Annotated in this window: 25 protein-coding genes and 3 tRNA genes; 12 read left to right on the forward strand and 16 right to left on the reverse strand. The window is 56.5% G+C overall.

Annotation, left to right across the window (positions count from 1 at the left end; translation table 11 throughout):
• The first annotated feature begins 20 nt into the window (after positions 1–20).
• A complete protein-coding gene (locus R84865_RS13020) occupies positions 21–1,082 on the forward strand; it encodes an AI-2E family transporter (protein WP_435632655.1) in 1,062 nt (353 codons plus the stop codon).
• A gap of 174 nt (positions 1,083–1,256) precedes the next feature.
• On the forward strand, positions 1,257–2,693 hold the full coding sequence (locus R84865_RS13025; protein ID WP_435639897.1) for an MFS transporter: 1,437 nt from the start codon (positions 1,257–1,259) through the stop codon (positions 2,691–2,693).
• On the opposite strand, the gene R84865_RS13030 is transcribed toward R84865_RS13025, so the two are convergent.
• The 5 genes from R84865_RS13030 to purD form a co-directional block, all read right to left on the reverse strand.
• Complete coding sequence (locus R84865_RS13030) at positions 2,683–3,243, reverse strand: prepilin peptidase (RefSeq protein WP_435639898.1); 561 nt, start codon at positions 3,241–3,243, stop codon at positions 2,683–2,685. The two genes, R84865_RS13025 and R84865_RS13030, sit on opposite strands and share 11 nt — an antisense overlap.
• A gap of 492 nt (positions 3,244–3,735) precedes the next feature.
• Positions 3,736–4,380: a hypothetical protein gene (locus tag R84865_RS13035; RefSeq protein ID WP_435632658.1), complete on the reverse strand. Its 645-nt coding sequence runs from the start codon at positions 4,378–4,380 to the stop codon at positions 3,736–3,738.
• Between the two features lie 176 nt (positions 4,381–4,556).
• Positions 4,557–4,898 carry a histidine triad nucleotide-binding protein gene (locus R84865_RS13040; protein ID WP_435638160.1) on the reverse strand — a complete coding sequence of 114 codons (342 nt, stop codon included), beginning with the start codon at positions 4,896–4,898 and terminating at the stop codon, positions 4,557–4,559.
• A gap of 65 nt (positions 4,899–4,963) precedes the next feature.
• Positions 4,964–5,836 (reverse strand): phosphoribulokinase, encoded by an 873-nt coding sequence (locus R84865_RS13045; protein WP_435632660.1) that lies wholly within the window; start codon positions 5,834–5,836, stop codon positions 4,964–4,966.
• Positions 5,837–5,925: 89 nt separating this feature from the next.
• Positions 5,926–7,227, reverse strand: coding sequence for a phosphoribosylamine--glycine ligase (gene purD, locus R84865_RS13050; protein ID WP_435639899.1), 1,302 nt, complete (start codon positions 7,225–7,227; stop codon positions 5,926–5,928).
• A 213-nt stretch (positions 7,228–7,440) separates the two neighbouring features.
• Between purD and R84865_RS13055 the strand changes: the two genes are divergently transcribed.
• From R84865_RS13055 to mnhG, 7 genes are all read left to right on the forward strand, one after another.
• Positions 7,441–8,169: a 16S rRNA (uracil(1498)-N(3))-methyltransferase gene (locus R84865_RS13055; protein WP_435639900.1), complete on the forward strand. Its 729-nt coding sequence runs from the start codon at positions 7,441–7,443 to the stop codon at positions 8,167–8,169.
• 609 nt (positions 8,170–8,778) lie between these two features.
• Entirely contained in the window at positions 8,779–11,613 is a 2,835-nt protein-coding gene (locus tag R84865_RS13060; RefSeq protein WP_435639901.1) for a monovalent cation/H+ antiporter subunit A, read from the forward strand.
• Between the two features lies 1 nt (position 11,614).
• Positions 11,615–12,001, forward strand: coding sequence for a Na+/H+ antiporter subunit C (locus R84865_RS13065; protein ID WP_435632664.1), 387 nt, complete (start codon positions 11,615–11,617; stop codon positions 11,999–12,001).
• Complete coding sequence (locus R84865_RS13070) at positions 11,998–13,524, forward strand: monovalent cation/H+ antiporter subunit D (RefSeq protein ID WP_435639902.1); 1,527 nt, start codon at positions 11,998–12,000, stop codon at positions 13,522–13,524. The genes R84865_RS13065 and R84865_RS13070 overlap by 4 nt, the downstream gene beginning before the upstream one ends.
• Positions 13,521–14,018, forward strand: a complete 498-nt coding sequence (locus tag R84865_RS13075) for a Na+/H+ antiporter subunit E (RefSeq protein WP_435632666.1) — start codon at positions 13,521–13,523, stop codon at positions 14,016–14,018. Before R84865_RS13070 ends, R84865_RS13075 begins: the two co-directional genes overlap by 4 nt.
• On the forward strand, positions 14,012–14,299 hold the full coding sequence (locus R84865_RS13080) for a K+/H+ antiporter subunit F (RefSeq protein WP_435632667.1): 288 nt from the start codon (positions 14,012–14,014) through the stop codon (positions 14,297–14,299). Before R84865_RS13075 ends, R84865_RS13080 begins: the two co-directional genes overlap by 7 nt.
• Before the next feature lie 14 nt (positions 14,300–14,313).
• Positions 14,314–14,670: a monovalent cation/H(+) antiporter subunit G gene (gene mnhG / locus R84865_RS13085; protein ID WP_435632668.1), complete on the forward strand. Its 357-nt coding sequence runs from the start codon at positions 14,314–14,316 to the stop codon at positions 14,668–14,670.
• Between the two features lie 165 nt (positions 14,671–14,835).
• On the opposite strand, the gene R84865_RS13090 is transcribed toward mnhG, so the two are convergent.
• The 11 genes from R84865_RS13090 to rnr all read right to left on the reverse strand — a co-directional run bounded on the left by R84865_RS13090 (position 14,836) and on the right by rnr (position 25,873).
• The gene (locus tag R84865_RS13090; RefSeq protein WP_435639903.1) at positions 14,836–15,705 is read right to left on the reverse strand and encodes a Hint domain-containing protein; all 870 of its coding nucleotides are present in this window, start codon (positions 15,703–15,705) and stop codon (positions 14,836–14,838) included.
• Positions 15,706–16,315: 610 nt separating this feature from the next.
• Entirely contained in the window at positions 16,316–17,308 is a 993-nt protein-coding gene (hemH, locus tag R84865_RS13095; protein WP_435632670.1) for a ferrochelatase, read from the reverse strand.
• 288 nt (positions 17,309–17,596) lie between these two features.
• Positions 17,597–17,860, reverse strand: coding sequence for a DUF6482 family protein (locus R84865_RS13100; protein WP_435632671.1), 264 nt, complete (start codon positions 17,858–17,860; stop codon positions 17,597–17,599).
• Positions 17,861–18,242: 382 nt separating this feature from the next.
• Positions 18,243–18,539 carry a hypothetical protein gene (locus R84865_RS13105; protein WP_435632672.1) on the reverse strand — a complete coding sequence of 99 codons (297 nt, stop codon included), beginning with the start codon at positions 18,537–18,539 and terminating at the stop codon, positions 18,243–18,245.
• Positions 18,540–18,582: 43 nt separating this feature from the next.
• Positions 18,583–19,971, reverse strand: a complete 1,389-nt coding sequence (gene dnaB / locus R84865_RS13110) for a replicative DNA helicase (protein WP_435632673.1) — start codon at positions 19,969–19,971, stop codon at positions 18,583–18,585.
• A gap of 236 nt (positions 19,972–20,207) precedes the next feature.
• Complete coding sequence (gene rplI / locus R84865_RS13115) at positions 20,208–20,654, reverse strand: 50S ribosomal protein L9 (protein ID WP_435632674.1); 447 nt, start codon at positions 20,652–20,654, stop codon at positions 20,208–20,210.
• 12 nt (positions 20,655–20,666) lie between these two features.
• Positions 20,667–21,521 carry a hypothetical protein gene (locus tag R84865_RS13120; protein WP_435639904.1) on the reverse strand — a complete coding sequence of 285 codons (855 nt, stop codon included), beginning with the start codon at positions 21,519–21,521 and terminating at the stop codon, positions 20,667–20,669.
• 15 nt (positions 21,522–21,536) lie between these two features.
• The gene (rpsR, locus tag R84865_RS13125) at positions 21,537–21,764 is read right to left on the reverse strand and encodes a 30S ribosomal protein S18 (RefSeq protein ID WP_025732762.1); all 228 of its coding nucleotides are present in this window, start codon (positions 21,762–21,764) and stop codon (positions 21,537–21,539) included.
• A 22-nt stretch (positions 21,765–21,786) separates the two neighbouring features.
• Positions 21,787–22,215, reverse strand: coding sequence for a 30S ribosomal protein S6 (gene rpsF / locus R84865_RS13130; RefSeq protein ID WP_435632676.1), 429 nt, complete (start codon positions 22,213–22,215; stop codon positions 21,787–21,789).
• Between the two features lie 236 nt (positions 22,216–22,451).
• The gene (rlmB, locus tag R84865_RS13135; protein ID WP_435637911.1) at positions 22,452–23,273 is read right to left on the reverse strand and encodes a 23S rRNA (guanosine(2251)-2'-O)-methyltransferase RlmB; all 822 of its coding nucleotides are present in this window, start codon (positions 23,271–23,273) and stop codon (positions 22,452–22,454) included.
• Complete coding sequence (gene rnr / locus R84865_RS13140) at positions 23,273–25,873, reverse strand: ribonuclease R (RefSeq protein ID WP_435639905.1); 2,601 nt, start codon at positions 25,871–25,873, stop codon at positions 23,273–23,275. Before rnr ends, rlmB begins: the two co-directional genes overlap by 1 nt.
• A 575-nt stretch (positions 25,874–26,448) precedes the next feature.
• Between rnr and R84865_RS13145 the strand changes: the two genes are divergently transcribed.
• From R84865_RS13145 to R84865_RS13155, 3 genes are all read left to right on the forward strand, one after another.
• Positions 26,449–26,535 (forward strand) — tRNA-Leu (locus tag R84865_RS13145).
• Between the two features lie 49 nt (positions 26,536–26,584).
• Positions 26,585–26,671, forward strand: a tRNA-Leu gene (locus tag R84865_RS13150).
• Positions 26,672–26,711: 40 nt separating this feature from the next.
• Positions 26,712–26,798, forward strand: a tRNA-Leu gene (locus R84865_RS13155).
• Positions 26,799–26,829: the final 31 nt, after the last annotated feature.

Here is a 26,829-nt window from a genome sequence, read left to right on the forward strand (position 1 = left end):
CGGTCAACACAGGAGTTATCATGCAGACACCTACCGAGCACAAGGCCTTTGTGCTGCTGCTGGCCATCGTCAGCATCGCCTTTTTCTGGCTGATACTGCCTCGCTACGGCGCTATTTTCTGGGCCATCGTGCTAGCGGTACTGTTCAATCCAATGAATGTGGCGCTCACCAGAAAGCTGGGCGGAAGGCGCAACACCGCGTCACTGATTAGCGTGGCGGTGTGCATTTTCATCGTCATCATTCCCATGTCGCTCATATTAGGCGCACTGATCCAGGAAGGCGCCTCGATGTACGTACGCGTTAGCAGCGGCGATATCGATTTCAACGCCTACCTGGCACGCTTCCAGCAGGCGATCCCGCCCTATATCAGCGAATGGCTGCACAGCAAACACCTCGGTGACCTCTCGGAGCTGCGCGAGCGGCTTTCGTCTGCTGCCGTGCAAAGCAGCCAGATATTTGCGCGGCGAGCGCTTAGTTTTGGCCAAAACACCCTCGACTTCATTATTAGTCTGGGCATCATGCTGTACCTGCTGTTCTTCCTGTTCAGGGATGGCGACCGGCTGGGAGCGCTTATCCGCTCCACGATTCCGCTCAATGCCGCTTACACCGATAAGCTGTTAGCCAAATTTACCGCCGTTGTGCGCGCCACCGTAAAAGGCAACGTGATCATCGCGGTTATTCAGGGGGCAATTGGCGGTGTCACCTTTTGGTTTCTGGGCATTGAGGCATCGCTTTTGTGGGGCGTGTTGATGGCATTCTTGTCGCTACTGCCTGCCATTGGCGCGGCTATTGTATGGGCACCGGTGGCCGCCTACCTGCTGCTGGTCGGCGACTACATCAGCGGCTCGGTGCTGCTGTTTGTGGGCATCGTGATTATCGGCATGACCGATAACGTGCTGCGCCCTCCTCTGGTCGGCAAGGAAACCAAGCTACCCGACTACGTGGTGTTGATTTCAACCGTGGGCGGTTTGTCCTTGTTCGGTATCAACGGCTTCGTGATGGGGCCGCTGATTGCTGCCTTCTTCATTTCAGCCTGGGCACTGTTTGGTGCCGAGCAGCAGGAAGAAGCAGCGCGCCAGTAGCTCTATCGATCAGGCATGGTTTGCCATGCCTGATCTTATATCCGCAATATTGTGCCAATAAATGCGTTTATTAGGCTACGTTAACCCACACATAGCCTGTTTAGCACCACAAACCAACAGCACCTTTCTCCGCATTAGGCATATCATGGTGGCCCTTTTTTCCTGGTTACCGTCATGAGCACCTCCTTCCCTTCTGCCAACGTCTCTGCCAGCGATATCGCGGCAACATTGAGCAACAGCCAGTCGATTGGCGCGCGCATCGATCGTCTTCCCGCCGTCGCCACGCTATGGAAGCTGACCGCACTAATTGCCGTCGGGGGATTTTTCGAGCTGTTTGATCTTTTCCAAACGGCCTATATCAGCCCCGGTCTCTTAGATGCGGCAATTTTTGCACGCGGCAGTGACGGACTGTTTGGCTTTTCCGATCAGGCGGCCTTCAGCGCAGCAACCTTCCTGGGTCTGTTTATCGGCGCAGTGCTGATAAGCCCCTTGGCGGACCGCTGCGGCAGACGCTCGGTATTTGCCTATGCATTGCTTTGGTACACGGTGCTTAGTGTACTCATGGCGCTGCAATCGACCTCGGCAGGAGTGATTGGCTGCCGGTTGCTGGTGGGTATTGGGCTGGGCGTCGAGCTCGTGACCATCGATACCTACTTGAGTGAATTAGTGCCCAAGCGCATGCGCGGCTCAGCGTTCGCCTTCGCATTTTTCATTCAATTTCTCGCGGTACCGGCGGTAGCGCTGCTGTCATGGCTGCTGGTACCGCATAGCCCGCTGAATATTGCCGGATGGCGCTGGGTTATTTGGATCGGAGCTGCCTGCGCGCTACTGATGTGGCGACTGCGCAGAACGCTGCCTGAATCGCCGCGCTGGCTGGTCAATCATGGTCAGGGTGAAGAGGCCGCGCGCGTTGTCGAAAACATTGAACGCCGCTGCGAGCAGGAATACGGACGGCCGCTGCCGCCCATTGAGCGCGCTAACGATACACCGCAATGTTCGGGCCAATCGCGCCAGCTATCGATGTGGCAGCCGCCCTACCGCAAGCGCATGCTGATGCTGATTACCTTCAATATCTTTCAGGCAATCGGCTTCTTTGGGTTCGGCAATTGGCTGCCAGCGCTACTAGGCGGACAAGGAAGCGGGCCTACCCACAGCCTTTTGTACGCGTTTTTCATTACGCTGGCGTATCCGCTTGGTTCGCTGGCGATGATGAAAACCGCCAACCGGCTGGAGAATAAGTGGCAGATCGTTACATCCAGTTTGGGGACCGTGGTTTTTGGCGTGCTGTTTGCTCTGGCGAACGCACCATGGGCGCTAATTATCAGCGGCTTTGCCATTACCTTGTGCAACGCATGGATGACCTATGCGTTTCATGCGTATCAGGCAGAGCTGTTCCCTACCGCGATACGTGCGCGCGCGGTCGGGTTTTGCTACTCGTTCAGCAGGCTTTCAACGGTATTCTCCAGCGTGCTGATCGGCTTTATTCTGGATAGTTTGGGCACGCCTGCGGTGTTGGTGTTCATTGTGACCAGCATGCTGATTGTTGTGCTGACGATTGCGGTGTTTGGTCCTCGCACCAAAGGGGTGGCGCTCGAGGACATCAACCAATAGCGACCCCCGAGCAATATAACGACCACATCAGCCATCCCCACCCCGACAGTGCCAGCGCGGGGCCGAAAGGAACTCGCGCCGCATAACGCCCACTTGCCCACATGAGTACGCAGGTGGCGATCCCCAACAAGGCCGCGGTGCCCATAATCGGCACCAGCAGCAGCGGACCACCCCACGCTCCTAGCGCTGCGAACAGCTTGACGTCTCCGCCGCCTAATCCTTCACGCTGAAGAAAGAGACGATACAGACCCCGAACCAATGCGAATACGGCCCAGCCAGCCACGCCCCCGATAATCGCCTGATCGGCAGCCACGAACAGCTGCTGACTATTGGCGAGCAATCCACCCCATAGCAGCGGTCGAGTAAGGCCGTTCGGCAATGTTAGCGTTGTGATATCGATCACGGCCAGCCGTACTAGCACGATGCCACCTACCGAGACAGCACAGGCCGCCAAGGTCGGGCCATTAATCAGCAGCGGCCCAACACCAGCCAAGCCACCGAATAGCCACGTAAGCGCAGATTGACGGTGGAAACAGAGGAAAATTCTCATCACGCATCTCTAATAGCCAGATGATCCGCGTTATCGGCCATTAGTAATCGCGATTGAGAGGTTGCTGAGGTAATGCGTTGTGACGCGTTTCACAACAAGAGGGATGGCGAGCGCCGCCAGCAGCAAAAAAATACCCGACACTCGCGAGAGTGTCGGGTTTCGTCGTCTGATAGAAATGCCGAGCCGCTATTGTTGTTGTTGGGCGGTGGCGCTATCAAGGATTGCGGTGTTGTTTTTGTTGGGCAATCGTTCGTTATTGGTATTGACCAGGCGACGAGGAAAAAGGATTCGCTCTCACATTGCTGTGCGCTGGCATGAAGAATAAAGCAAAGGCCAGGCCAATTTTTAAAACTTCATGAATATCAATGCTTTGAGAAAAACAAGCGCTCGGTAGTAAAAACCAGCGCACGCTATTTACGCACCTTACTGGCGCAACGGCGACATCATCGTGCAACGAAACCAGCACATCGCCCCGTGCCAACAACAATATTGCTAGAAATGGCGCACCAGTCGGGCTGTCACCGTTGAGGCAAGACCCGCTCCCAACCGCAATGGCCATCGATGCCAACTGCGGCTACTGCTGGCCACATAAGCTCCCTGCCCCTGCTGATCGGCCAATGCTTTGACGAGTGCTCGCGAGCGCTGATCGGTGGTTGAGAGGCGCTCTAACTGATCACGCAAGCGCTTTTCGGTAGCCCGACAGTGTGCCGCTGATATTTGCTGACCGTGGTGTTGACCAGCGCCTTGTGCCACCGCGCCGCTCACGAGGGCCGTTGCATAAGCCAGCGGCACCAAATGGCTGGTGCTCCCCTGCACTTCGGTGAGTCGCGCTTGTGTCCATAGCACGCGATCGAACCCCTGCGCCGCCACCCCGAACAAGCGCTCGCGTTCGGGGCCGTTGTGAGCGCTTAGCGCGCGCCCTCGCAACAGCGCCACATTCACGACCTGATCGAGATGATCCACGCGCAGTGATTCGGCAGCCGTTTGACGGCCATCACGCGTTGCAGACTCAGCAAAGCGGCGAGCGGGCGACGGCTGACTAGGATGACGGCTGGCATCACTGCCCAACGTTTGCAGCAGACCGTCGAATTGCGTTATTAGCGCATCGGTAAGGGTGAAGCGACGTGCAGCACTCATCTCAACCACCTCCAAGGTAATAATCCTTCAGGGGACGCGATGCCCGACCTGAGCGGGCTTCACGAGAGCACGGCTAGCGTGGATACGTCCCGCGTGGATACGTCCGGCGCTATATGGCTGTGCGCCGCAGACGCCTATGCCGCCGCTGCTGCTAGCGTTGATATCAGCGCGCGGCGTTAGGCCAAAGGCAGCAGCAGTGGACGCCCGCCCAGCAGGTGCATATGAATGTGATACACCGTTTGACCGGCGTTGTCACCGCAGTTCATCAGCACACGATAGCCTTCTTCCGCTATGCCAAGCTGTTTGGCGATCTGCGCTGCCGTAATCGGCAGACGCCCAAGCAGCGCGGCGTCTTCGTCAGTAAGGTCGTTGAGCGTGGCAATCGGCTTTTTGGGCACGACCAATACGTGTACCGGTGCCTGAGGCTCGATATCGTTAAACGCGATCACCTGATCGTCTTCGTAAACGATGTCGGCCGGAATTTCTCGCGCGATGATCTTTTCAAACAGAGTGGTCATAACATCCTCAATAATCACTAAACCGCAAGGTGCGTAGCTAACGCCCGCGCCCCTTGGCGTTCATTTCAGCGGAAGCGCCGCTGGCTGAGCAGCGCTTCGATTTTCGGGGCTAATATCAGCTCAATCGCCAGCGGCATCTTTGCTCCAGGCACCACCAGCGTGTGGGGGCGCGAAATAAAGGAGCCTTCGATCATTGCCAGCAAATAAGGGAAATCGATCTGCATGCGATCACGGAAGCGAATCACCACGAACGATTCAGCATCGGTCGGCACCGCTTGCTGCTCGAAGGGGTTAGTCGTATCGACCGTGGGCACGCGCTGGAAGTTGATATGGGTACGCGAGAACTGCGGCTGAATAAACCGCACGTAGTCCTGCATGCGGCCAAGAATGGTATCGACCACTGCCTCGTGCGAGTAGCCACGCATGTTGATATCGCGATCGATCTTCTGAATCCATTCGAGATTGACCGTAGGAGCAATACCCACCAGTAAATCGACGTGGCGCGCGATGTTGTATTCGTCGGTCACCAGCCCACCGTGCAACCCTTCGTAAAACAGTAGATCAGTGCCTGCGGGAAGCCTCTGCCATTCGGTGAAGGTACCGACCCGATGCCCTTCCTCGATCAAACGCTTGTCTTCTGCGTGAATATAGCGGCGAAAATCACCGGTACCCCGCAAGTTGTATTCGACAAACAGCGCCTCGAGACGATTGATCAGGTTGGCTTCGACATGAAAGTGCGACAGCTGCGCTTCACGCTCGGGCTCTTCACGGCGAATCCGCGCGAGATCGTCGCGGGTATAGCGATGAAAGGCATCGCCGTCGACGTATGCTGCGTTAACTCCCTCGCGCAGAAACATCCGCTCAAAGGCGCGTCGCGCAGTGGTGGTGCCGGCTCCCGAAGAGCCAGTAACAGCAACGATAGGATATTCACGCGACATCGGGGCGCCTCTTTGTTGGGTAGCTAACGCAGCGAATAATCAGCATAGCGCGTTACCGACACCGCTGCGTTATTGCCTGCCGAATCGCCCTATTGCTGCTCGCGGGCAATCGCACGATGCGCGATATCGGTACGGAATACCGCGCCTTCGAGGGTAATCTGCTCGACCCCTTGGTAGGCATTGGCGGCCGCCTCAGCGACGCTATTACCCAGCGCGGTCACGCACAGTACGCGACCGCCCGCCGAGACCAGTTGATCATCTGCCAGTGCGGTACCGGCCTGGAACACCTTGCAGCCAGTGTGCTCGGCAGCCTCGATGCCGCTGATTGGATCGCCCTTGCGGTAACTGCCGGGATAGCCACCCGCCGCCATTACCACGCCGACTGCCGGCTGGGAGTTCCAGTGGCACTCGACGCGATCAAGCTGACCGTCAACGGCAGCCTGCACCAGTTCCACCAGATCGCTGTCGAGTCGCAGCATGATGGGCTGCGTTTCTGGATCACCGAAACGCACGTTGTACTCAATCACCTTGGGGGCCCCTTCAGCATCAATCATCAGGCCCGCATAGAGGAATCCACAAAAAGGCGTACCTTCCTGAGCCATGCCGCTCACGGTTGGCTCGATGACTTCGCGCAGAATACGGTTTTCTACTTCTGGCGTAACCACCGGCGCTGGCGAATAGGCCCCCATGCCGCCGGTATTGGGACCTTTGTCACCGTTCAGCGCACGCTTGTGATCCTGACTGGTGGCCATCGGCAAGATGTGCGAGCCATCAACCATGCAAATGAAGCTGGCTTCTTCGCCGTCGAGAAATTCCTCGATAACCACCCGCGCCCCCGCATCGCCGAAAGCGTTGTCTTCCAGCATGTGGCGAATGGCATCGCGCGCCTCTTGCTCGGTAGTGGCGACCACCACCCCCTTGCCTGCCGCCAGACCATCGGCCTTGATAACAATGGGCGCAGCACGGCCCTGCTGAGACAGTCCATCGAGATAGGCGAGCGCTTCATCGATGCGAGTGAAGGTTTGGAAGTCGGCGGTGGGAATTGCGTGGCGTGCCAGAAATTCCTTGGTAAACGACTTGGAGCCTTCGAGCTGTGCAGCGGCTGCCGTCGGCCCAAAGATAGCCAGCCCATGCTGCTGGAAGCGGTCAACCAGCCCCGCCACCAGCGGTGCTTCTGGCCCGACAATGGTCAGCGCGATCTGCTGTTCCTTGGCGAAGGCAACCAGCGCATCCTGATCATCCATCGAAAGCGCCACGTTGGTCAGTGCGGGATCCTGCGCCGTACCTGCATTACCGGGCAGCACAAATACCTCGGTTACCTTGGGAGACTGCGCAGCTTTCCATGCCAGCGCGTGTTCACGCCCGCCGTTACCGATGATCAACACGTTCATTGTATCCGTCCTATGTACCCGCTAACTCCATGAAGATTGCGCGCTCATGCATAACGATGCGAGGCGTCGCTGCGATGTGGCGTATTATGCCAGAAATTGCACGCTAGCCGAGTAGCCTGCGGCGGCTAGTTTGCATAACCGAAGGTTCCACCAGCCTCTACGCCGATTTGGTATGCTAAGCCGCCTTATACGTTGCCGTTGCGCGAGTTCACCATGAATCTGATTTTATTCTCCCCCACTGATACCTTCATCAGCAGCGACGGTGAGTCACGAGTGCGCATTAGCGATGCGCGTCGTCTTGCCCATCTGCACCAGGTACATCGTGCGCAGGAAGGCAAAACGTACCGCTTGGGCGAGCTCAATGGCGCTATTGGACGCGGCGAGTTGCTGACGCTCACTGAACAGGCGGCGGAGTTCTCGTTTGTTGCTGAGCACCAGCCGCCCGCAGCGCTTGATGTACACGTGCTGCTAGCACTACCGCGGCCCCGCATGCTGGCGCGTAGTCTCGAAAACATGGCCGCGCTTGGGGTGAAGCGAATCACCTTGATTAACACCGCGCGCGTCGAGAAAAGCTTTTGGCAAAGCCCCGAGCTGCGTAAAGAGAAGATTACTCAGCATCTTCAGTTAGGGCTCGAACAGTGCTGCGATACCATCATGCCGCAGGTCGATAGCGCGCAACGTTTCAAGCCATTTGTCGAAGACCAACTGCCGGCCCTATTGGCAGAACGCCGAGGGCTAGTCGCCGACCCAAGCGCCACGCTCCCCTGCCCACGCGGACTGCCCGCAGCAACGCCGCTGCTGCTCGCTATTGGTCCCGAGGGCGGTTTTATTGATTATGAGCTCACTCAATTGCAGCAGGCTGGCGTAGAGGGCATACAGCTAGGCCCCCGTATTCTGCGCGTTGAAACTGCCGTGGTCGCGCTGCTGGCACGCCTTTATTAGCGTTGCCGGCGTCGTGCGGCGTCCAGTGACACTGTTTTTCAGCGCCCGTTGCCGCGTACTTTTCGGTAGCTCGGCCACTTTAGACATCTCAGCCATACGTGCGCCGCCGTGCCATTAACTCTCCGCCCGAATATCAGCTACCTTCGCTGATTCAAGTGGCAATTAATTGATAAAAATGATATTTTTTATCTCTAACAATTTCCGATTCCGGCAGTCAACACGCCAGCAATCATTGCTACGCTTACAATGAACGCATGCTTGCTATCGGTAACGCCCGCCGGGCCAAATGCAACGTTTGACCTAACACACCTCCGTGCAGTGTGCCCATAACGCCGAGTGCCTTCGCGCCTTGCGTGTCAGTATCAACAATACTGAGCCGGAGCTATCGCATAACAGATGGTTGTGTACGTTGTAACAACCACCAGCAAGCAGTGCGCTGCTTGCCTTGACGGCGATTGATTCAGCCGAGCCGCGTTAGTCCAGCGACGTTTCTGTCTTTTGCGTCAACGGCATGTGTCGCGATCGCCGGTAAATTGCACCAGCGGATACCTGTCCGATGTACGCCGCTCGTGCGCTCAAGGTAGCTGTTCCTTTACTAAGAGAGCGTCGATGTTACTGCCTTTCATTATTTTGCTCCCCCTTATTGGCAGCCTGGTGCCGGTACTGGCACGCGGTGCCAGACGCACTCGTATAGCGCTACTGACTGCGTTACTGCCGGCTGCGGCGCTCGCTATTACGGGCTGGCTGGGAGTACAGGTACTGAACGGTGAGATCCTTCACTTTGAGCTGCCGTGGGTACCCAAAATGGGGCTGGCGCTAGCGTTCCGCTTCGACGGACTATCACTACTCTTTACCTTGCTGATTCTTGGCATTGGTCTGCTAGTGATCGTGTACGCCCGCTATTACCTCGACGCCAAGGATTCGATGCCACGGTTTTATGGGTTTCTGATGCTGTTCATGACCTCCATGCTGGGGATTGTGACCTCCGATAACCTGATGCTGCTGTGGTTTTTCTGGGAGCTCACCAGTGTGTCGTCGTTTCTGCTGATCAGCTTCTGGACCTGGTCGAGCAGCGCACGCAAAGGTGCCCGCATGGCGTTTGCGGTTACCGGCGCGGGCGGGCTATGCCTGCTGGCAAGTCTGATGCTAATGGGGCATATCGTCGGCAGCTTCAGTTTGGACACCGTGCTCCACTCGGGTGAAACGCTGCGCCAAAGCCCGCTCTATCCGCTAGTGCTGGTACTGCTGCTGCTTGGCGCCTTCACCAAATCGGCGCAGTTTCCCTTCCAGTTCTGGCTACCGCATGCGATGTCGGCCCCTACCCCGGTCAGCGCCTATCTACACTCGGCCACCATGGTAAAAGCCGGCATCTTCCTGCTGATTCGGCTATTCCCGGTAATGGGCGATACCGACGGCTGGTACTACATCATTACCCTGACCGGGTTGATCACCATGTTCTATGGTGCCTACATGGCGATGGTGCAGTACGACCTGAAAGGCCTATTGGCGTACTCCACCATTAGCCACCTCGGCCTGATTACCATGCTGCTGGGGCTGGATACTCGGCTCTCGACGCTGGCGGCGGTATTCCACGTGATCAACCACGCCATTTTCAAGGCATCGCTATTCATGGCCGTCGGGATTGTCGATCACGAATGTGGCACGCGTGATTCACGACGCTTGGGCGGATTGCGACGCTACATGCCGTATACGGCGGCACTGGCGACGGTGGCCGGCGCATCGATGGCCGGTGTTCCGCTGCTGAATGGCTTCATTTCGAAAGAAATGTTCCTGACCGAAACGCTGCAAATCCAGAGTCTTGGTGGCCTGTCGTGGCTAATTCCGGCCTTGGCGACGCTTGGCTCGGCACTTTCGGTTGCCTACTCGCTACGCTTGGTGGTGGATGTCTTCTATCGCGGCGAGCCGCGCTTTTTGCCCAAACAGCCGCACGAAGCACCGCGCCCGATGCGTCTGCCGATCGAGATACTGATCATCCTGTGTTTAGCGGTTGGCATGTTCCCCTCATTCACCGTGGGCGCGCTTTTGAATACCGCCATGAGCGTGGTTGCCACCGATGCCATGAGCGGGCAAAGCCTGGCGGTGTGGCACGGTGTCAATCTGCCGCTAATGATGAGTGTGGCGGCAATGCTGCTGGGACTGATCATCTATTTGTTGCGCAATATTCTGCACTCCAGCTTTCGCCGCGACTTCCTTAAAACGGATGCCAAGCTGGTGTTTGAGAAGGCGGTACAGTGCAGCACCGCCTTTGGCGAGCGTGTGCTCGACCGCATCGACAGCCGCTCGCTGCAGCAATATATGCTGGCGATGATGACCATCATGCTGATCATGGCGACGCAAGGGTTGATTAAGATGCCCGGCCTGATGGGGCCTGTACCGCTGCAACCGATCGATCCCTTCGTGCTGGCAGGCGCGATTGCGCTGTGTATCGGCGCGATTGCAACGGTTAACTTCCAGCGCTTTAGGCTGGTCGCGCTGATTTGCCTGTCGATTACCGAGCTGATGGTAGCGCTGGCATTTCTGAAGTTCTCGTCACCCGATCTTGCCCTCACCCAGCTGGTGGTGGCGCCGGTTACGCTGATTCTGATGCTGCTGACACTTTTCTTCCTGCCGCAGCAAACGCCTCGGGCATCGAGCGGCATTCGCATTTTGCGCGATCTGGTGCTGGCGGCGGCGGTTGGTACCGTCATCGCCAGTCTGAACTTCGCCGTATTGACTGACCACTACGACTCCATCGGCAAGTTCTTCACCGATAACGCGGTGTCGGGTGCGGGCGGCCACAACGTGGTGAACGTTATTCTGGTCGACTTCCGAGGCTTCGATACGCTGGGTGAAATTACGGTGCTGGCGATTACGGCGCTCGGCGTGCTGAAGTTGCTTAACCGCATGAAGCTGTTTGTGCCGACGACCAGCGCTGAAAACCGCCCGTGGGCGCCGGAATACTTCCCGACCATCTTCGGCTCGGTAGCGCAGGTAGTGTTACCGCTGGCGCTGATGGTGGCGTTCTATTTCTTCATTCGCGGCCACAATTTACCCGGCGGCGGCTTTATCGGCGGGCTGGTGGCAGCTTCTGCACTGATCATGATGTATACCGCACGCGGGGTCGAATGGACCATGCGGCGTCTGCGCATCGACTTCCAGCGCTTGATTGCCGTTGGGCTATTGATTGCCTGGCTGACCAGCGCTGCGCCACTGCTATTTGGCCACAACTTCCTGACCACCTGGTTCGATCACTTCGATATACCGCTGATCGGCTCTCTCGAAATTGCCTCGGCACTGGCCTTTGATCTTGGGGTGTTCCTGACGGTATTGGGCGCAACGATGATGATTCTTGCCAACCTTGGGCGTCTTGCCACTCCCTATAGTCCCGCCCGCGAGCACCGTCAGATCGACGGCGCGAAGTCGGCCAAGAAGGAGATGCGCTGATATGGAAGCGATATTTTCAGCCACCATCGGCATTTTGACCGCCTGCGGCATATTCATGATGCTAAGAGGCAGAACCCTGCCCATTGTGCTTGGGATGAGTCTGCTCACCTTTGCGACCAACCTGTTTCTGTTTTCAATGGGGCGTCTGCACATTGGTGCCGACGGACTGGTAGGCAGTAAGCTTGGCGCGATTGATCCCGTGCCTTCGGCGCTGGTATTGACCGCAATAGTGATTGGCTTCGCGATGACCGCCTTTGTGATGATTCTCGCCATTCGCGCACGTGCTGACCTAGGTAGCGATCATATCAACGGCAGCCGTCGCAAATCGCGTCACGATCACCGCTCTGATCCGCTTGAGCTCGACGAATCACGAGGCGGCAAACGATGATGCATCATTTGGTTATAGCGCCGATTGCGCTACCCATGCTGTTCGCCTGCCTGCTGATGCTTGAGCGCAGCGTGCTACCCCATCGCCGTCGCGTACTGGCGCTGGTTGGCACTACTCTGCAGTTGCTGGTAGCGGTAGCGCTGTTGTGGATGACGCGCGATGGCACCATCTGGACCTATCAATTAGGCGAATGGCAGCCGCCGTTTGGGATCGTGCTAGTGCTCGATCGCCTGGCCGCCTACATGGTGACGATCTCGACCCTACTTGGTGCAGCGGCAATGCTCTATGCCTCCAATGGTCAGGATGCCAAGGGCACCAACTTCCACGCCCTGTTCCAATTCCAGCTGATGGGCATCAACGGGGCCTTCCTGACCGGCGATTTGTTCAACCTGTTCGTCTTCTTCGAAATTCTGCTGATCGCCTCTTATGCGCTGTTGCTGCACTCTGGCGGAAGAAAGAGAACGCTGGCAGGTATGCACTACGTCATTCTTAACGTGGCGGCATCGTCATTCTTCCTGATTGCAGCCGGTACGCTTTACGGCACGCTCGGCACGCTCAACATGGCGGATTTAGCCGTCAAGGTAGCTCACGTGAGCGAACGCCAGCAGGGGCTGGTCGAGGCTGCCGCGCTGATGCTGATGGCAGTGTTTTTGTTGAAAACGGCCATTCTGCCACTGCATTTTTGGCTGCCGCGCGCCTACGCAGCCGCGCCTGGCTCGGTGGCGGTCATTTTCGCCATCATGACCAAGGTAGGTGTCTACTCGCTGCTGCGCGTGTACACGCTGATCTTCGGCGATCAGGCCGGCAATATTGCCTACTTTGCTCACCAGTGGCTGTGGTGCGGGGGCATCGCCACCATCGCGGTAGGTGCATTAGGCGTTTTCTCAAGCCCCGATCTGCGTATTCAGATCAGCTATCTAACACTGGTATCAGTGGGCACCATGGTTGCCGCGCTGGGTATGGGCACTGTCGATAGCTACAGCGCGGTGCTCTTTTATCTGCCGCATACCACCTTTATCACCGCAGGGCTTTATTTGGTAGCAGAAGCCATCGGTCGCCAGCGCGGTCGTGCAGGTACCCGCATCGTCAAAAGCCGACAGCTGCGTCAGCCCTACCTGCTGGGAACCCTCTATTTCGTAGGCACGCTGGCCATTCTTGGCATCCCGCCCTTCTCTGGGTCGATTGCCAAGGTAATGATCCTGACCACCGCCCAAGGCACTCAGGCCGCCTGGTTGTGGGCGATGGTGCTGCTATCAACACTGCTCGGTTTGATTAGTATGTCGCGCGCCGGCACCACTATCTTCTGGCGTGCGGGAGAAGATGCCTCTACGCGCGGCGCGCTGCTTAACTGGCGCACCGGTGGCGCGGCCATTGCGCTGCTGAGTGTCGCGCTGCTGGTCCCGTTGTTTGCCTACCCGCTGAGCGGCTTCACACACGATATCGTGGCCCAGCTGGCTGCGCCCGGTGACTACGTGCAGGCTGTTTTGGGACAGGCACCCAACCTTGGGGAGTCAGTACAATGAAACGCTTCTTCGGATGGCTGATTACCCACCCGTTCATCTCAAGCCTGGTGTTCGTGATGTGGGTGCTAATGAACACCTTGAGCGTCGGCAACACGGTCATGGCACTGGTCGTCGCGCTGCTGATTCCCAAGCTGATAGATGGCTTTTGGGTGCCACAGCCGAAGCTGCACAAGCCGTGGAAGCTGGTGATGTTTCTGATTCACGTGATCTACGACATCGTGGAAGCCAATATTCAGGTCGCCAAGAATATCTGGCTGCCCAAGCATGCGCCGCGCCCTGCCTTCATTTTCTACCCGCTGGCGATGCAAGAGTCCTTCCCGATCACGCTATTAACCAGCACCATCTCGCTGTCACCTGGCACCTTATCGGCGCACCTAAGGCCCCACGATAATACCCTGCTGATTCATGCGCTGGATGTAGAAGATCCTGACCAGCTGGTTAATTTCATTTACGAGCGCTACGAACGCCCGCTCAAGGAGATTTTCGGATGCTGATTCAATATCCGATCATTCATATTGCAGTGTGGATTGCCGCCCTGCTGTTCAGCGTGGCGGTGTGCCTGAATATCTTCCGCGTGCTGGTCGGCCCGAGTCTGCCTGATCGCATCTCGGCACTGGATACGCTAAGCGTCAATGCGATTGGGCTTATCCTGTTGATCGGGATAGGCACCGGCAGCCGCTATGGATTTGAAGCTGGGCTACTGATTGCGCTGTTCAGCTTTCTAACCACCGCAGCGCTGTGCAAATACTTGCTGCGCGGCATGATTATCGAATAACAGGGGGCCAGACTATGTGGCAACTCATCATTGAGAGCGTTATCGCCCTGCTGCTGGTGGTTGGCGGCTTGGCTGCCGTGACCGGAGCCGTGGGCATGCTGCGTTTTAACGACTTCTATATGCGTATGCACGGCCCGGCGATGAGTTCTACCGTGGGCGTCGGTGCCATTATTCTCGCATCCATCGGGTTCTTCTGGTTCCACACCCATACCTTCAGCGCTCAAGAGCTGATTCTCATGGTGCTATTGATGGTGACCACCCCTATCAGCGCACACTTGCTAACCATGAGCGCGATGCACATGAAACTGCCCCGGCAATCCAATACTCAGGGTGGTCCCTTCGAAATCAACGAACAGATCGACCAGGATTAACGCTATAGCGGCGTTGGCGTACTGACAGCGACGAAGCCGCTGCGCCAATACGCTGAATGATTTATCGCCCTCCTGCACCAATAAAAAATGCGCCATCGCTGGCGCATTTTGTTCATGCGTCTTACCACGTGCTGATCTCTCACATTGATGCAAAGCCGGGGTGGCTCAGCACGCCACCGCGACTTCGTTTTGAGCAATACGCTCGAGCTGCTCTTTAATGGCGACCAGCAGATGCTCGTCTTTGTCGCCAGGACGTACCACCTTGAAGCCCGGACGCGGCGAACGACCTGTAATACTTTGCCAATTCTCGGCCAGCTTGGCGGGATCAGCATTGATGAAGCGACCGCGCGTGTTGCCATTGTCGCTGAACGATTCGGAGAACATGCCGCTAGTGGCAATCATGTCGTAGGTATCGAATTCGACGTGATAATAGGTAACCCGCTCGACGAAGTCGTCCTGATAAATGGTGCTGCCGTTCACCAGATCCATCGCGCGCACCAGCACTCCATTGATGTGCACGTGGTGCCAAGCGGATACCGCCACTTCGCGGCTGGGAATGCCATTGCCCAGCGCACCCGGAAGAATGTGAACCGGATAACTTTTGCGCTTCTGCTCATCAGAAAAATCAGCCGAGAATTTTGCTGGCTGTATACCTAGCCAAATGACTTTTCTCACGCCAGACAGCGTGGTCACTTCGTCACCCTCTTTCAATGTTTCGACCTTTACTTCTCCGCTGGGAGTAGAGATCAAGGTACCTTCAGTAAAACAGGTGACTTTACCGTCTGAGTCCTCGAGCCATTTATCCCCAAAGGCTTTCTCTAACTTGGTTGTAAAGTTACTGGATAACACACTGTTAGTATCGTGCAGCGTATAGTAAGCGTATCGATCACCGCCCTCTGAGGTAAAGAAATCTACTGCTCCGACGATACCATCAGCGACCTTATCTTCAGCCCAGCTCAGCGGTTTGAAAAATGAATAATCGGAGAACTGGGGGACTTCGAATCCATGTCCGAAGAGACTGACTTTGTACGACATTTTATATTCCTCTTAACAATAATTAGGCTTGTGTGGAAGGCAGCGCACTATATGGCGGCTTCAGCAACTGCACAACGCCGGTTATCGTCGAGGAAATTAAGGTTAGGCTAATGATAGAGGAATTCTTGCATAGTCTGGGATTTACACGGGTAAAACAGCATAAATAAGGCAAGAAGGCGGCACCAATTGTAGTATTATTATTACTTCCTTATTAGGATTCAAAGATAAAGTTAAGAATAGGCAGAATTGTCGTTTTACTAATAGAGTGCGTCTTTTATAAATATCTATCAGCCCAATAGTAAATACAGTTATTCAAATTCAACAATAATCGAAGCAGCCGCCAACCCAGCGGCAAAAGACTATGTGACATAGTGTAAGCTCGCGATATTTTTTTGTTCATCTTTTTAAGCTTAATAACCATACGAATAGTAGTGATATTATCTATCGCCCTCCCACCGCAGGCCATCACGTTCGGCTCTCCGACCGATAAGCATGCCGCTACCGACTGCTGAGCCAGGTGCTTGCCAAGCAGCCTACACCGATAATGCAAAAAACCGCCGCGCGGATTGCTCCACGCGGCGGTTTCGTGCTGTCACTATGGTTTGCCTGATTACCAGCCTTGGGTATTTCGTGTCACCAAATCAGCCAGCACGGCGATGTGGTCCTCGCGGTCATTGAGCGCGGGAATGTAGCTATATTCGCCGCCGCCTGCCTCTTCGTAGCCTTCACGGTTTTGAATGGCCAACTCTTCGAGCGTTTCAAGGCAGTCAGCGGCAAAGGCTGGGCTCATGATGTCCAGAGTTTCATAGCGCTGCTCCTTGCCCCACTCTTCCAAGGTGACGTCGGTGTAGGGCTGGAGCCACTCCTCACGACCAAAACGCGATTGGAAGGTCATGGTCCATTCGCTATCGTCGAGCTCGAGCGCTTTGGCCACCGAACGGCTGGTCAGGTCACACTCGTCGTAGTAGGGATCGCCCTTCTGCTCGATATAGCGCTTCGGCACGCCGTGAAATGACATCACCAGATGGCCTTGGCGGCCCTTTTCCTTCCAGTGCTCACGGACGCTTTGCGCCAACGCTTCGATGTAGTCGGGGTGATCGCAGTAGCGGCGCACCATCCGCAGCTCTGGGATATTGGTAAAGGATTTCAGCGCTTTCGCCACGCGATCAAACACCGATGCCGTGGTGGAGCTCGAATACTGTGGATAGAGCGGCAGCACCAGTACCCGTTCGACATTCTGACGTTGCAATGAGGCAATCGCCTCTTCCATCTTGGGATAACCATAGGTCATGCCCAATTCGACGGGAACATCGAAGCCAAACTGCTGCGACAGCGAGCGTTTGAGGGCAGCCTGCTGGCGGCGCGATATCACCAGCAGCGGCGATCCTTCGTTGAACCAGATAGATTGGTAGGCTTCCGCTACCTTCCTGGGTCTGAACGGTAATACGGCACCGTACAGAATCGGCAGCCACAGCGGCCGCGCCAGGTCCACCACGCGCGGATCCGAGAGGAATTCAGCAAGGTAACGGCGTACCGCAGGACGCGTGGGCTCGTCGGGGGTGCCAAGATTTACCAACAACACTCCGAAACGCGGTTGTGACATAGCTTCACCTCTTGCCTCTGGATAATAGACCTATGATAGCGCCCTTGGCGCCCGATCGATAACGATCGGCGACTGCTTCGCTAGTAGATGGTGCGCAATTATATAGCACGCACTTGAAATGTGCGTCCCATGCCTCTCTATCGGAATATATTGACAGGAACTATCGGTTAACTGCTAGCGAGAGTCTTAAGGCATAAGCACTCACCGAATTTTTTCAACGGTGGTGCAGTTGTGGAGGGAAGTAATGGTCTCGGCGCCATGCTCGGTAAACGGTGGGCCGGTGAGGCGTTAGAGTTGCAGCGAGGTGCCGGTGTTGCGATCGCGGTCTTCGTTTTGCTCGGTCAGCCACGCGTGTTTGAAGCCAAGCGTGCGTAGCGTTTGAGATGCGCCATCAAGCGAGCGGAACATCAGCGGACGCCCCCGCTTGAGCAGCCTGCCTACCATACGTTGATTGTGCATCAGTTCGATTTGGTAAAGATGCAATCCCGTAGAGGTTACGATAGTGGGCTCTACATCGGGCTGCGGATAGCGTTTGAGTTGTTCGATTTCCATAAGTAGGTTACTCCTGATGTGCTTTTACCAAATTTCAGCGTCTCCGTTTGAAAATGCGGCAAATGAGTTGGAAAACACGCCAGCGCGCAAACAGGTTGCGCAAGGCGCTTGATCGACCCGATAACCATAGCGATAGAGTGTGACGATACGATGACGCCGGGGCGGTTGGCGGTTGGCGGTTGGCGAGCGCATTAAAACGAGCATCAACACAAGCGCTGGCATGAAACTGCACAGCGGGAGTTGCGCTACCGATTGCCTGGCCGCTCAGGGATTGCCTGTACTCACCAACAAAAACCCCGCAGCATAAGCGGCGGGGCTTCTGTTAGGTGGAGCAATGACGGTGCCCAAATGCTTAACGCATTAAGCCCTTAGCATGCCGCGATTATTGATTGTAGGTGCTGGGGTCGATCCAGGTGCCCAGGGAGTTGCGGTCGATCCATTTGCCGGCCTTCACTTCCTTGTAGCGAAATACCACTTTGTCGCCTGGCACGAATGGCAGTTCAGCGTCCTCAACCTGGTAGGTATAGGTATCACCGTCGATCACTAGCGTGTGACGATAAAGATCAGGCATACCTAGCCACTCTTTAAACGGCCCCTCACGCTCCATCTTCTCCAGCGTACCCCTACCCTGAAGTTTGGGCTGACGCTGTTGTCCCGAGCGTCGAAATCCTCCAGCCATACCTTTCTACCTATATGTTGCCATTGAGTGAAACTTTACCTAGCTATTCGTCGCCGTACTGACCGTAGCTTTCAGGCGCCAAATCTTCAAATCGCGTGTATTTGCCCACAAACGCCATATGCACCGTACCAATGGGGCCGTTACGCTGCTTACCGATGACCAGCTCCGCCAGGCCCTTATTATCGGGATTGTCACGGTTATACACCTCGTCACGATAAACGAAGGCAATCAAATCGGCGTCCTGCTCAATGGCCCCGGATTCGCGCAGGTCGGACATCACCGGACGCTTGTTGGGACGCTGCTCAAGCGAGCGGTTCAGCTGAGATAGCGCGACCACCGGGCAATTGAACTCTTTTGCCAGCCCCTTCAGCGAGCGTGAAATTTCGGAAATTTCCGCGGTACGGTTCTCGGACATGCCGGGTACCTGCATCAGCTGCAGATAGTCGATCATGATCATGCCAATGGGGCCATTCTCGCGCACCAACCGCCTAACCCTGGCGCGCATTTCGTTGGGAGAAAGCGCCGGCGTGTCATCAACGAACAGCTTGCGATCCTTGAGCAGATTGACTGCTGAGGTAAGCCGTGGCCAGTCTTCGTCTTCAAGTTGACCGGTACGTACCTTGGTTTGGTCGATACGTCCCAATGACGAGATCATGCGCAGCATCAGCTGCTCTGCGGGCATCTCCATAGAAAATACCACTGCCGCCACATCACCGCTGACCACCGCGTGCTCGACAAGGTTCATGGCGAAGGTAGTTTTACCCATCGACGGGCGCCCTGCCACGATCACCAGATCGGACGGTTGAAGCCCTGAAGTCATTTCATCGAGATCGCGAAAACCGGTAGAGAGCCCGGTCATCTGGCCTTTCATATTGAACAGCTGATCGATTTTATCGACCGCTTTGCTCAGAAGGCCGCTCATACCTAAGGGGCCACCGAACTTGGGACGCGATTCGGAAATCTGGAAGATCAACCGCTCGGCTTCATTCACCAGCTCATCGGCGGGACGCCCTTGAGGAGCGAATGCACCTTCGGCGATCTGGTTGGACACCTGAATCAGCTTTCTTAGCGTGGCGCGCTCGCGCACGATGTCAGCATAAGCGCGAATGTTACTGGCCGAGGGGGTATTGCGGGCCAGCTCGGCCAGATAGGCCAATCCGCCTATCTGCTCGAGCTGATCGCGCAGCTCCAGTGCTTCGGAAAGCGTGATGACATCGACCACATGGCTTTCATCGAGCAGCTGTTTAACCGCATTGAAGATGGCGCGATGCTCGTAACGATAGAAGTCGTCGGGGACTAGTCGTTCAGAGACAACTTCCCAGGCAGCGTTGTCCAAAAGCAAACCGCCCAGCACTGACTGTTCGGCTTCCAACGAATGGGGAGGCATCTTTAGCGCGTCTGTTTCACTGTCGCGCACGTTTGCTTCACTCATAAAAATTCCCGATAACCAACGCTAGGCTTCCCCGCTCTATCTGTACCGCCGCTATGATCAATTCCCCTATTTTGCCTGAATCGCACGCGCTCTTCACGGAAAATAGCCGTTCTTTCTACGCTTGAATTATTGGAGTGACGACGGTGCAGTAGTGAGACGACAGATCATGTTTCAGGCGACAAATAAAAGGGGCGCACCTCGAAAGGTGCGCCCCTTTGTTGCTTCTTTACTGCAGATTATTCAGCAGTAACTACAACGCGAACCAGCGCTTCCACGTCGGCGTGCAGGTGCAGTTCGACATCATATTCGCCAGTGTTGCGAATAGGGCCTTCCGGCATGCGAACTTCACTTTTAGCGACGTCGATACCCGCCTGAGCAATAGCTTCGGCCAGGTCACGCGGACCGATAGAACCGAACAGTTTGCCCTCATCGCCTGCTTTAGCGACCAGCGACAGCTCGATGTCTGCCAGCTGAGACGCACGGCTTTCAGCTTCAGCGCGACGCAGCGCAGCTTCGGCTTCAAGCTCGGCACGACGGGCTTCGAATGCTTCAACGTTTTCACGGGTAGCCGGTACGGCCAGACCGTAAGGCACCAGGTAGTTACGGCCGTAGCCAGGCTTAACGGTCACCTTGTCACCGAGTTCGCCCAACTTACCAAAGTTATCGAGCAGAATGACTTCCATCTCGTAGACCTCTTAATGTTTGTTGCTTGCCAATCGAGCGCGAATATTCGCGAAAGAATCGATCAAAGCGAGCAACAGCACTATCAACGTTACAGGCCAGGCCACCAGCACCAAAATATCAATGATGGCAGCCCACAGCCCATTAATTCCTTTCAGATCGACCACCCCATGCACCAGCGCAATGCCTGCTGCCATGAGCGGCAACCACACCACCACCATGGTGGAGAAGATGCCGAGCATCATGCCAAACAGTGCGATGCCGAAGACAACCAGCAGCTCAAGCGGTGTTAGCCGCAACTGCAGAAACTCTTCGCGCAGGCCGCCCGGGTTAAACAGCCGAGCCTGCCAGTAGCGGGCCAACAGCGTTACACCAAATGCGACGATCAGCAGCACCAGGCCGCTCAATACGCCCATCACCAGCACGCCCAACATTTGTGCGTTGAGACCTTGCTCAGCGTAGGACGCCATCATCGCCTTCACCTCTGGCGACTGACGCTGCATCTGTTCCAGCAGCTGGTCGGCGTGACGCGGAATCAGGATGCCGCTTTGGATCAGCAGCGCGGCCACAACCGAGGTGCCAATCAACGCCCTGCTCCAACTTACCGTTACGCGCAGCAACAGCGACATAACGATGATCAGCACCAGCCCGCACAGCGGCATGGTATTGCCCTGGACCGCCCACACCAGCGTGGGAACGACCGCGCCTGCCATAACCGGCAGGGCTGGTGTTGGTCCCTTGCGCAGCGTCCATAGCGCGGCAATCGCGCCTGACAGCCAAAAGCCCCAGGGCAGAATACTGGCAATTAGCGCTACCACGACTGCGTTGAGACGCTTTGCCAGAATCCAGTTAACGAAGCTTGTCAGCATGGGTTGGATCGAAACTTACTGGTGGCTGTCGGTGTACGGCAGCAGCGCCAGGTAACGCGCACGCTTGATAGCGGTTGCCAGCTGACGCTGGTAACGAGCGCGAGTACCGGTGATGCGGCTAGGTACAATCTTGCCGGTCTCGGTGATGTAGGACTTCAGTGTGTCGATGTCCTTGTAGTCGATCTGCTTCACGCCTTCGGCGGTAAAACGGCAGAACTTACGGCGACGGAAAAAACGTGCCATGGATCAATCCTCCAAACGATGGTTATTCAGCAGTAGCGTCTTCTTCAGCTTCGGCGTTTTCTTCACCGCGGCTGACATCGCTGTCGCTGTTTTTGCTGTCTTCACGATCACGACGACGGCCGCCACGTTCGTCGGCAGATTTCGAGATCGGAGAAGCTTCAGTTACCGCTTCCTGAGCGCGAACGACCAGGTTACGAATAACGGCATCGTTAAAGCGGAAGATGTTTTCCAGCTCAGCGATCACCTCGGAGGTGGTTTCGACATTCATCAGCACGTAGTGCGCTTTATGAATCTTGTTGATCGGGTAAGCCAGGTGACGGCGGCCCCAATCTTCCAGACGATGAACAGTACCGCCGCTCTCGGTGACGAGATTGGTGTAGCGTTCGATCATCGCCGGAACCTGTTCGCTCTGGTCGGGATGGACCATAAAGACGATTTCGTAATGACGCATGATATCTCCTTTCGGTTTAACAGCTTCTTCAGTAGCGGCAATACCGGCTGACAAAAAAAGCAAGGAGTGAGTCGCAGCGGGTAGCGCTGGACACTAAAAGGGGCACCTATTCAGGTACCCGTGATTACCCTGACCGCTTCACACCCTATAGCGGCATGGAGCTGTCGGGGCAGTGTATTCTAGAGATTGAAGCGCTAGACCACAAGCGCGATGTAAAGAAGGTAGCAGGCGAGTGGCTAACCGAGACGCTGACGCACCGACTCGAACAGGCTGATGCCCGCCGCCACTGACACGTTGAGGCTAGACACCTGCCCAGCCATCGGCAGTTTAACCAACTGGTCGCAGTGTTCGCGGGTAAGCCTGCGCATACCGCTGCCTTCAGCACCCATCACCAGCGCAGTAGGACCACGCAAATCAACATCGAAGAGCGTCTGCTGCGCCTCGCCAGCAGTGCCATACACCCAAACGCCCTGCTCGCGCAGCGCGTCGAGGGTGCGCGCCAGATTAGTGACCTGATAGACCGGCACGGCTTCTGCTGCACCGGAGGCAATCTTGCGCACGGTACCGTTAAGCGGTGCGGCGCGGTGCTTGGCAACAATTACCCCGTGCCCTCCGGCAGCATCGACATTGCGTAAACAGGCGCCGAAATTGTGCGGATCAGTAACGCCATCGAGCACCAGCAGCAGCGGTGGTGTCGGTTCGTTCCACCCTTCCAAACGCCACAACAGCGATTGCTCGGCCTCGGCTTGCAGCGCCGGGCAAAAGGCAACAACGCCCTGGTGGTTACCGTTACCACTGCTCTGATCGAGCACTTCACGGGTTACCTGAGTAACGGGCGTGCCGCGCTGTTCGGCCTGTGCGATAAGCTGAGCAAGGCGGCGCTCGGCCGCTCCCTCCTGCACCCACAGCGCCAACGGTGCCTGCGCATGCCGCGAGGCGAGCACCGCCTCAACGCTGTGAATGCCATATACCGTATCGCCCTGCGGAGCCGCAGCAGCATTGCCTGAACGCTTTCCGCCGACCGGGCGGCGCCCTTTCGTATCACCCCGTCGCGCCATTAGTCGTTGTCTCTAGAGCGATCGCGTGACGCTTTCTGCGCAGCATTGTTGGAAGCATCAGCGGCGCCATGTTGCGCCTTGTCACTAGCGTGATCGGAGGCTGCATCGCTGACGGAACGCTTACGCGGCTTGCGATTGCTTTCCTTGCGTTCATCCCACGGCGGTACATCGTTGCCGTTGCCAGATTCGCTGCCATTGGTTTCCGCATCACCCTGCGCCTGACGCGGTTTGCGACGATCACGCCGCTGCGGCCGACGCTTACGTTTTTTATTGCCCTTGTCAGCACCACCTTCCTGCTCTGCTTTCTGAGTGCGCGTTTCGCGACCAGGGGCTTTGTCGGCGGACGACGAGTCATCCGCGATCATGAAGTCAATCTTGCGGTCGTCGAGATCTACTCGCGCAATCTGTACCACCACGCTACCGCCCAGGCGATAAGTGGTACCGGTGCGATCGCCTTTGAGCTGGTGGCGTTCGGCCTGGTACTGATAGTAGTCAGACGGCAATGAACTGATATGCACCAGCCCTTCGACGTAATAGTCGTCGAGACGCACGAAGATGCCGAACTGAGTGACCGAAGCGATATGCCCCGGCAGCACTTCGCCCACCTTATCGGCCATGAACTCGCACTTGAGCCAATCTTCGACGTCACGGGTGGCCTCATCGGCGCGCCGTTCGGTCATGGAGCAGTGCTCGCCCAGCTCGACCATCTGCGCGTCGGTATAGGGGCACCACTGCTGACGTGGTTCGACCGGCGTGTCATCGACACGGGCCACTTCAGCGGAGGCTTCACCGCTGCGAATAACCGAGCGAATCGCACGATGGACCAGCAGGTCGGGGTAGCGGCGAATAGGCGAGGTGAAGTGCGCATAGGCCGCATAAGCCAGCCCGAAGTGCCCTTCATTGGCAGGCGAATAAACCGCCTGGGTCATGCTGCGCAGCATCACCGTCTGGATAATGTCGGCATCAGGACGATCGGCAATCGCTTCACGCAGCGCTTGATAGTCCTTGGGCGTTGGCTCGTCGCCACCACCGAGGCTTAGCCCCAGTTCGCCAATAAAGGCGCGCAGGGTTTGCAGACGATCCCCTGACGGCCGCTGGTGAATACGATAAAGCGCCGGCAGTTTGTGTTTTTCAAGGAAGCGCGCGGTAGCAACGTTAGCGGCCAGCATGCACTCTTCGATGATCTTGTGCGCCACGTTGCGCGAGCGCGGCACAATCTTCTCGATCTTGCGCTGGTCGTTGAAGACGATCTGCGTTTCAGTGGTTTCGAAATCGATCGCGCCCCGCTGGGTGCGTGCTTTGCGCAGCGTGCCATAGAGACCATGCAGGTCATTAAGCGCTGGCAGCAGCGCGCTGTATTGCTCGCGCAGTTGGCGCCCTTCTTCGCTATCGGGCTGCTCCAGCATCTCGCCCACTTTGGTGTAAGTGAGGCGCGCGTGAGAACGCATCAGCCCTTCGTAGAAGGTATAGCGGCTGATCGCACCATTGGCGGTGATATTCATTTCACACACCAGACACAGGCGATCCACTTCGGGATTGATGGAGCACAGCCCATTCGATAGCAGTTCGGGCAGCATTGGCACCACTTGCCCAGGGAAATACACCGAGTTACCGCGATTGCGCCCTTCGACATCCATCGGGCTATCGATACCGACGTAGTACGACACGTCAGCAATCGCTACCAGCAGTTTCCAACCGCCGGTTTTGGTGCGGTACGCATGCACGGCATCGTCGAAGTCCTTGGCGTCCTCGCCATCGATGGTCACCAGCGGAAGTTCGCGAATATCAACGCGCCCGTGTTTGTCTTCTTCGCGCACTTCGGCAGAGAAGTTCTGCAGCTGTTCGATGACTTCTTCGGGGAATTTATCGGGAATATCGTGATCGCGGATGGCAATCTCGATTTCCATACCCGGGTCCATCCGCTCGCCCAGCACCTCAACCACTTTCCCTTGCGGGCGCTGTTTCAGGGAAGGCTGCTGAGTAATCTCTACTGACACTACCTGACCGTCTTTGGCGCCACCGATATCCTCGGGCGCAATCAGCACCTCGTTGGGAATACGGGAATTCTCTGGCACCAGCGCGGCGTAGCCCTCTTCATGAGAAGCCTGATCGCGGAAGATGCCGGTGAGCGTTTGAGTGCGCGCTTCGATAACATCGACGATGGTGCCCTCTGGGCGTCCGCGCCGATCGCGGCCACTGATACGCGCCACCACCACATCACCATTAAAGACGCGGCGCATTTGGCGCGGCGTCAGCACCAGATCCGGTTTTTCTCCATCCTTGCGCGCCAGGAACCCGATACCGTCCCGATGACCGATCACCCGGCCTTCGATCAGTTCAGAAGGATCGATCGCCGCATAGGCGCCTTGGGCCGTTTTCAGCACCTGACCATCGCGCGCCATCGCAATCATGCGGCGTCGCACTGCTTCACGCGCTTCTTCTTCGGTAAGGCCCAGCAGATCACTCATTTCCTCATGAGTCAGTGGCGATCCGTGCTCGGCTAGTCGCTGCTGCAAGTATTCGCGACTGGGCACTGGATTTTCGTAGTTGCTTGACTCTCGAGCGGCATTGGGGTCTTCGCTCAGCGTCCAGGATGTCATGGGCAAATCCCCGGGATAAGATGAGGTGGTAGTGTGATATTCAAGGAAGAAAAAGGCATCGGCAATATGCTTTCAGCGAACGCGTCTCGACCATGGCCAGCGCTGGCATCGCGATAGCGTTTGCGGGCGCTCGTAAAGCGCCGTTTCAGCAAGCGCGCAGAGACTGCCAAGTGCGGTAGGGCTGGGCAACAGACGCTAGCAAAGAATGTGCTGCGACTATCGCAAGAGGTGGAGGTGCGATGCTTCAAAAGCAGTTGTTTAAAGAGGCAGCAACTGCTCTCTATTATAGTGGACGTGTTAACCATAGGGGTGAGTATAACTGTCCCCTCCTCACTAGGGAAATAAAGCGCACGTCGGAAGCGTCGGAGCATCTGTTAACGGGCAAGCCGTTGGGCCATTGTTGGCGATACCGACAACCAGCCAAGCGAGCAAAAGCCGCGTTCTGGCCGCTATAAGCCCGTTTTCATTGGATTTTTATCGCTTTGGCTATTGCGCGAACCAAAAAAATCGGTATTATTTGCCGCCACTTGGTTCGCACTTTCACCTACGCTCATCGCGGAAGTGAATGGCAACTCGCCCAGATGGCGGAATTGGTAGACGCGCTAGCTTCAGGTGCTAGTGACCGCAAGGTCGTGGAGGTTCAAGTCCTCTTCTGGGCACCATTAGGTGCATCAGCAACACGCGAGCTGCAAGCGACACAAGACACAATATGCCCGGATGGCGGAATTGGTAGACGCGCTAGCTTCAGGTGCTAGTGACCGCAAGGTCGTGGAGGTTCAAGTCCTCTTCCGGGCACCAGCATGTTGTCACTGCACTTCTTCAAGAACGCAGTACACAGGCCCAGGTGGCGGAATTGGTAGACGCGCTAGCTTCAGGTGCTAGTGACCGCAAGGTCGTGGAGGTTCAAGTCCTCTCCTGGGCACCATCGATATTCTCTCGATGTCCTTTCTTTCTGT

The sequence above is a fragment of the Carnimonas bestiolae genome, assembly GCF_051251145.1.
Taxonomy (GTDB): domain Bacteria; phylum Pseudomonadota; class Gammaproteobacteria; order Pseudomonadales; family Halomonadaceae; genus Carnimonas; species Carnimonas bestiolae.

Coding starts and splice junctions, on each gene's coding strand:
- R84865_RS13020 (WP_435632655.1), top strand. CDS start 21: ATGCAGACACCTACCGAGCACAAGGCCTTTGTGCTGCTGCTGGCCATC.
- R84865_RS13025 (WP_435639897.1), top strand. CDS start 1,257: ATGAGCACCTCCTTCCCTTCTGCCAACGTCTCTGCCAGCGATATCGCG.
- R84865_RS13030 (WP_435639898.1), bottom strand. CDS start 3,243: ATGAGAATTTTCCTCTGTTTCCACCGTCAATCTGCGCTTACGTGGCTA.
- R84865_RS13035 (WP_435632658.1), bottom strand. CDS start 4,380: ATGAGTGCTGCACGTCGCTTCACCCTTACCGATGCGCTAATAACGCAA.
- R84865_RS13040 (WP_435638160.1), bottom strand. CDS start 4,898: ATGACCACTCTGTTTGAAAAGATCATCGCGCGAGAAATTCCGGCCGAC.
- R84865_RS13045 (WP_435632660.1), bottom strand. CDS start 5,836: ATGTCGCGTGAATATCCTATCGTTGCTGTTACTGGCTCTTCGGGAGCC.
- purD (WP_435639899.1), bottom strand. CDS start 7,227: ATGAACGTGTTGATCATCGGTAACGGCGGGCGTGAACACGCGCTGGCA.
- R84865_RS13055 (WP_435639900.1), top strand. CDS start 7,441: ATGAATCTGATTTTATTCTCCCCCACTGATACCTTCATCAGCAGCGAC.
- R84865_RS13060 (WP_435639901.1), top strand. CDS start 8,779: ATGTTACTGCCTTTCATTATTTTGCTCCCCCTTATTGGCAGCCTGGTG.
- R84865_RS13065 (WP_435632664.1), top strand. CDS start 11,615: ATGGAAGCGATATTTTCAGCCACCATCGGCATTTTGACCGCCTGCGGC.
- R84865_RS13070 (WP_435639902.1), top strand. CDS start 11,998: ATGATGCATCATTTGGTTATAGCGCCGATTGCGCTACCCATGCTGTTC.
- R84865_RS13075 (WP_435632666.1), top strand. CDS start 13,521: ATGAAACGCTTCTTCGGATGGCTGATTACCCACCCGTTCATCTCAAGC.
- R84865_RS13080 (WP_435632667.1), top strand. CDS start 14,012: ATGCTGATTCAATATCCGATCATTCATATTGCAGTGTGGATTGCCGCC.
- mnhG (WP_435632668.1), top strand. CDS start 14,314: ATGTGGCAACTCATCATTGAGAGCGTTATCGCCCTGCTGCTGGTGGTT.
- R84865_RS13090 (WP_435639903.1), bottom strand. CDS start 15,705: ATGTCGTACAAAGTCAGTCTCTTCGGACATGGATTCGAAGTCCCCCAG.
- hemH (WP_435632670.1), bottom strand. CDS start 17,308: ATGTCACAACCGCGTTTCGGAGTGTTGTTGGTAAATCTTGGCACCCCC.
- R84865_RS13100 (WP_435632671.1), bottom strand. CDS start 17,860: ATGGAAATCGAACAACTCAAACGCTATCCGCAGCCCGATGTAGAGCCC.
- R84865_RS13105 (WP_435632672.1), bottom strand. CDS start 18,539: ATGGCTGGAGGATTTCGACGCTCGGGACAACAGCGTCAGCCCAAACTT.
- dnaB (WP_435632673.1), bottom strand. CDS start 19,971: ATGAGTGAAGCAAACGTGCGCGACAGTGAAACAGACGCGCTAAAGATG.
- rplI (WP_435632674.1), bottom strand. CDS start 20,654: ATGGAAGTCATTCTGCTCGATAACTTTGGTAAGTTGGGCGAACTCGGT.
- R84865_RS13120 (WP_435639904.1), bottom strand. CDS start 21,521: ATGCTGACAAGCTTCGTTAACTGGATTCTGGCAAAGCGTCTCAACGCA.
- rpsR (WP_025732762.1), bottom strand. CDS start 21,764: ATGGCACGTTTTTTCCGTCGCCGTAAGTTCTGCCGTTTTACCGCCGAA.
- rpsF (WP_435632676.1), bottom strand. CDS start 22,215: ATGCGTCATTACGAAATCGTCTTTATGGTCCATCCCGACCAGAGCGAA.
- rlmB (WP_435637911.1), bottom strand. CDS start 23,273: ATGGCGCGACGGGGTGATACGAAAGGGCGCCGCCCGGTCGGCGGAAAG.
- rnr (WP_435639905.1), bottom strand. CDS start 25,873: ATGACATCCTGGACGCTGAGCGAAGACCCCAATGCCGCTCGAGAGTCA.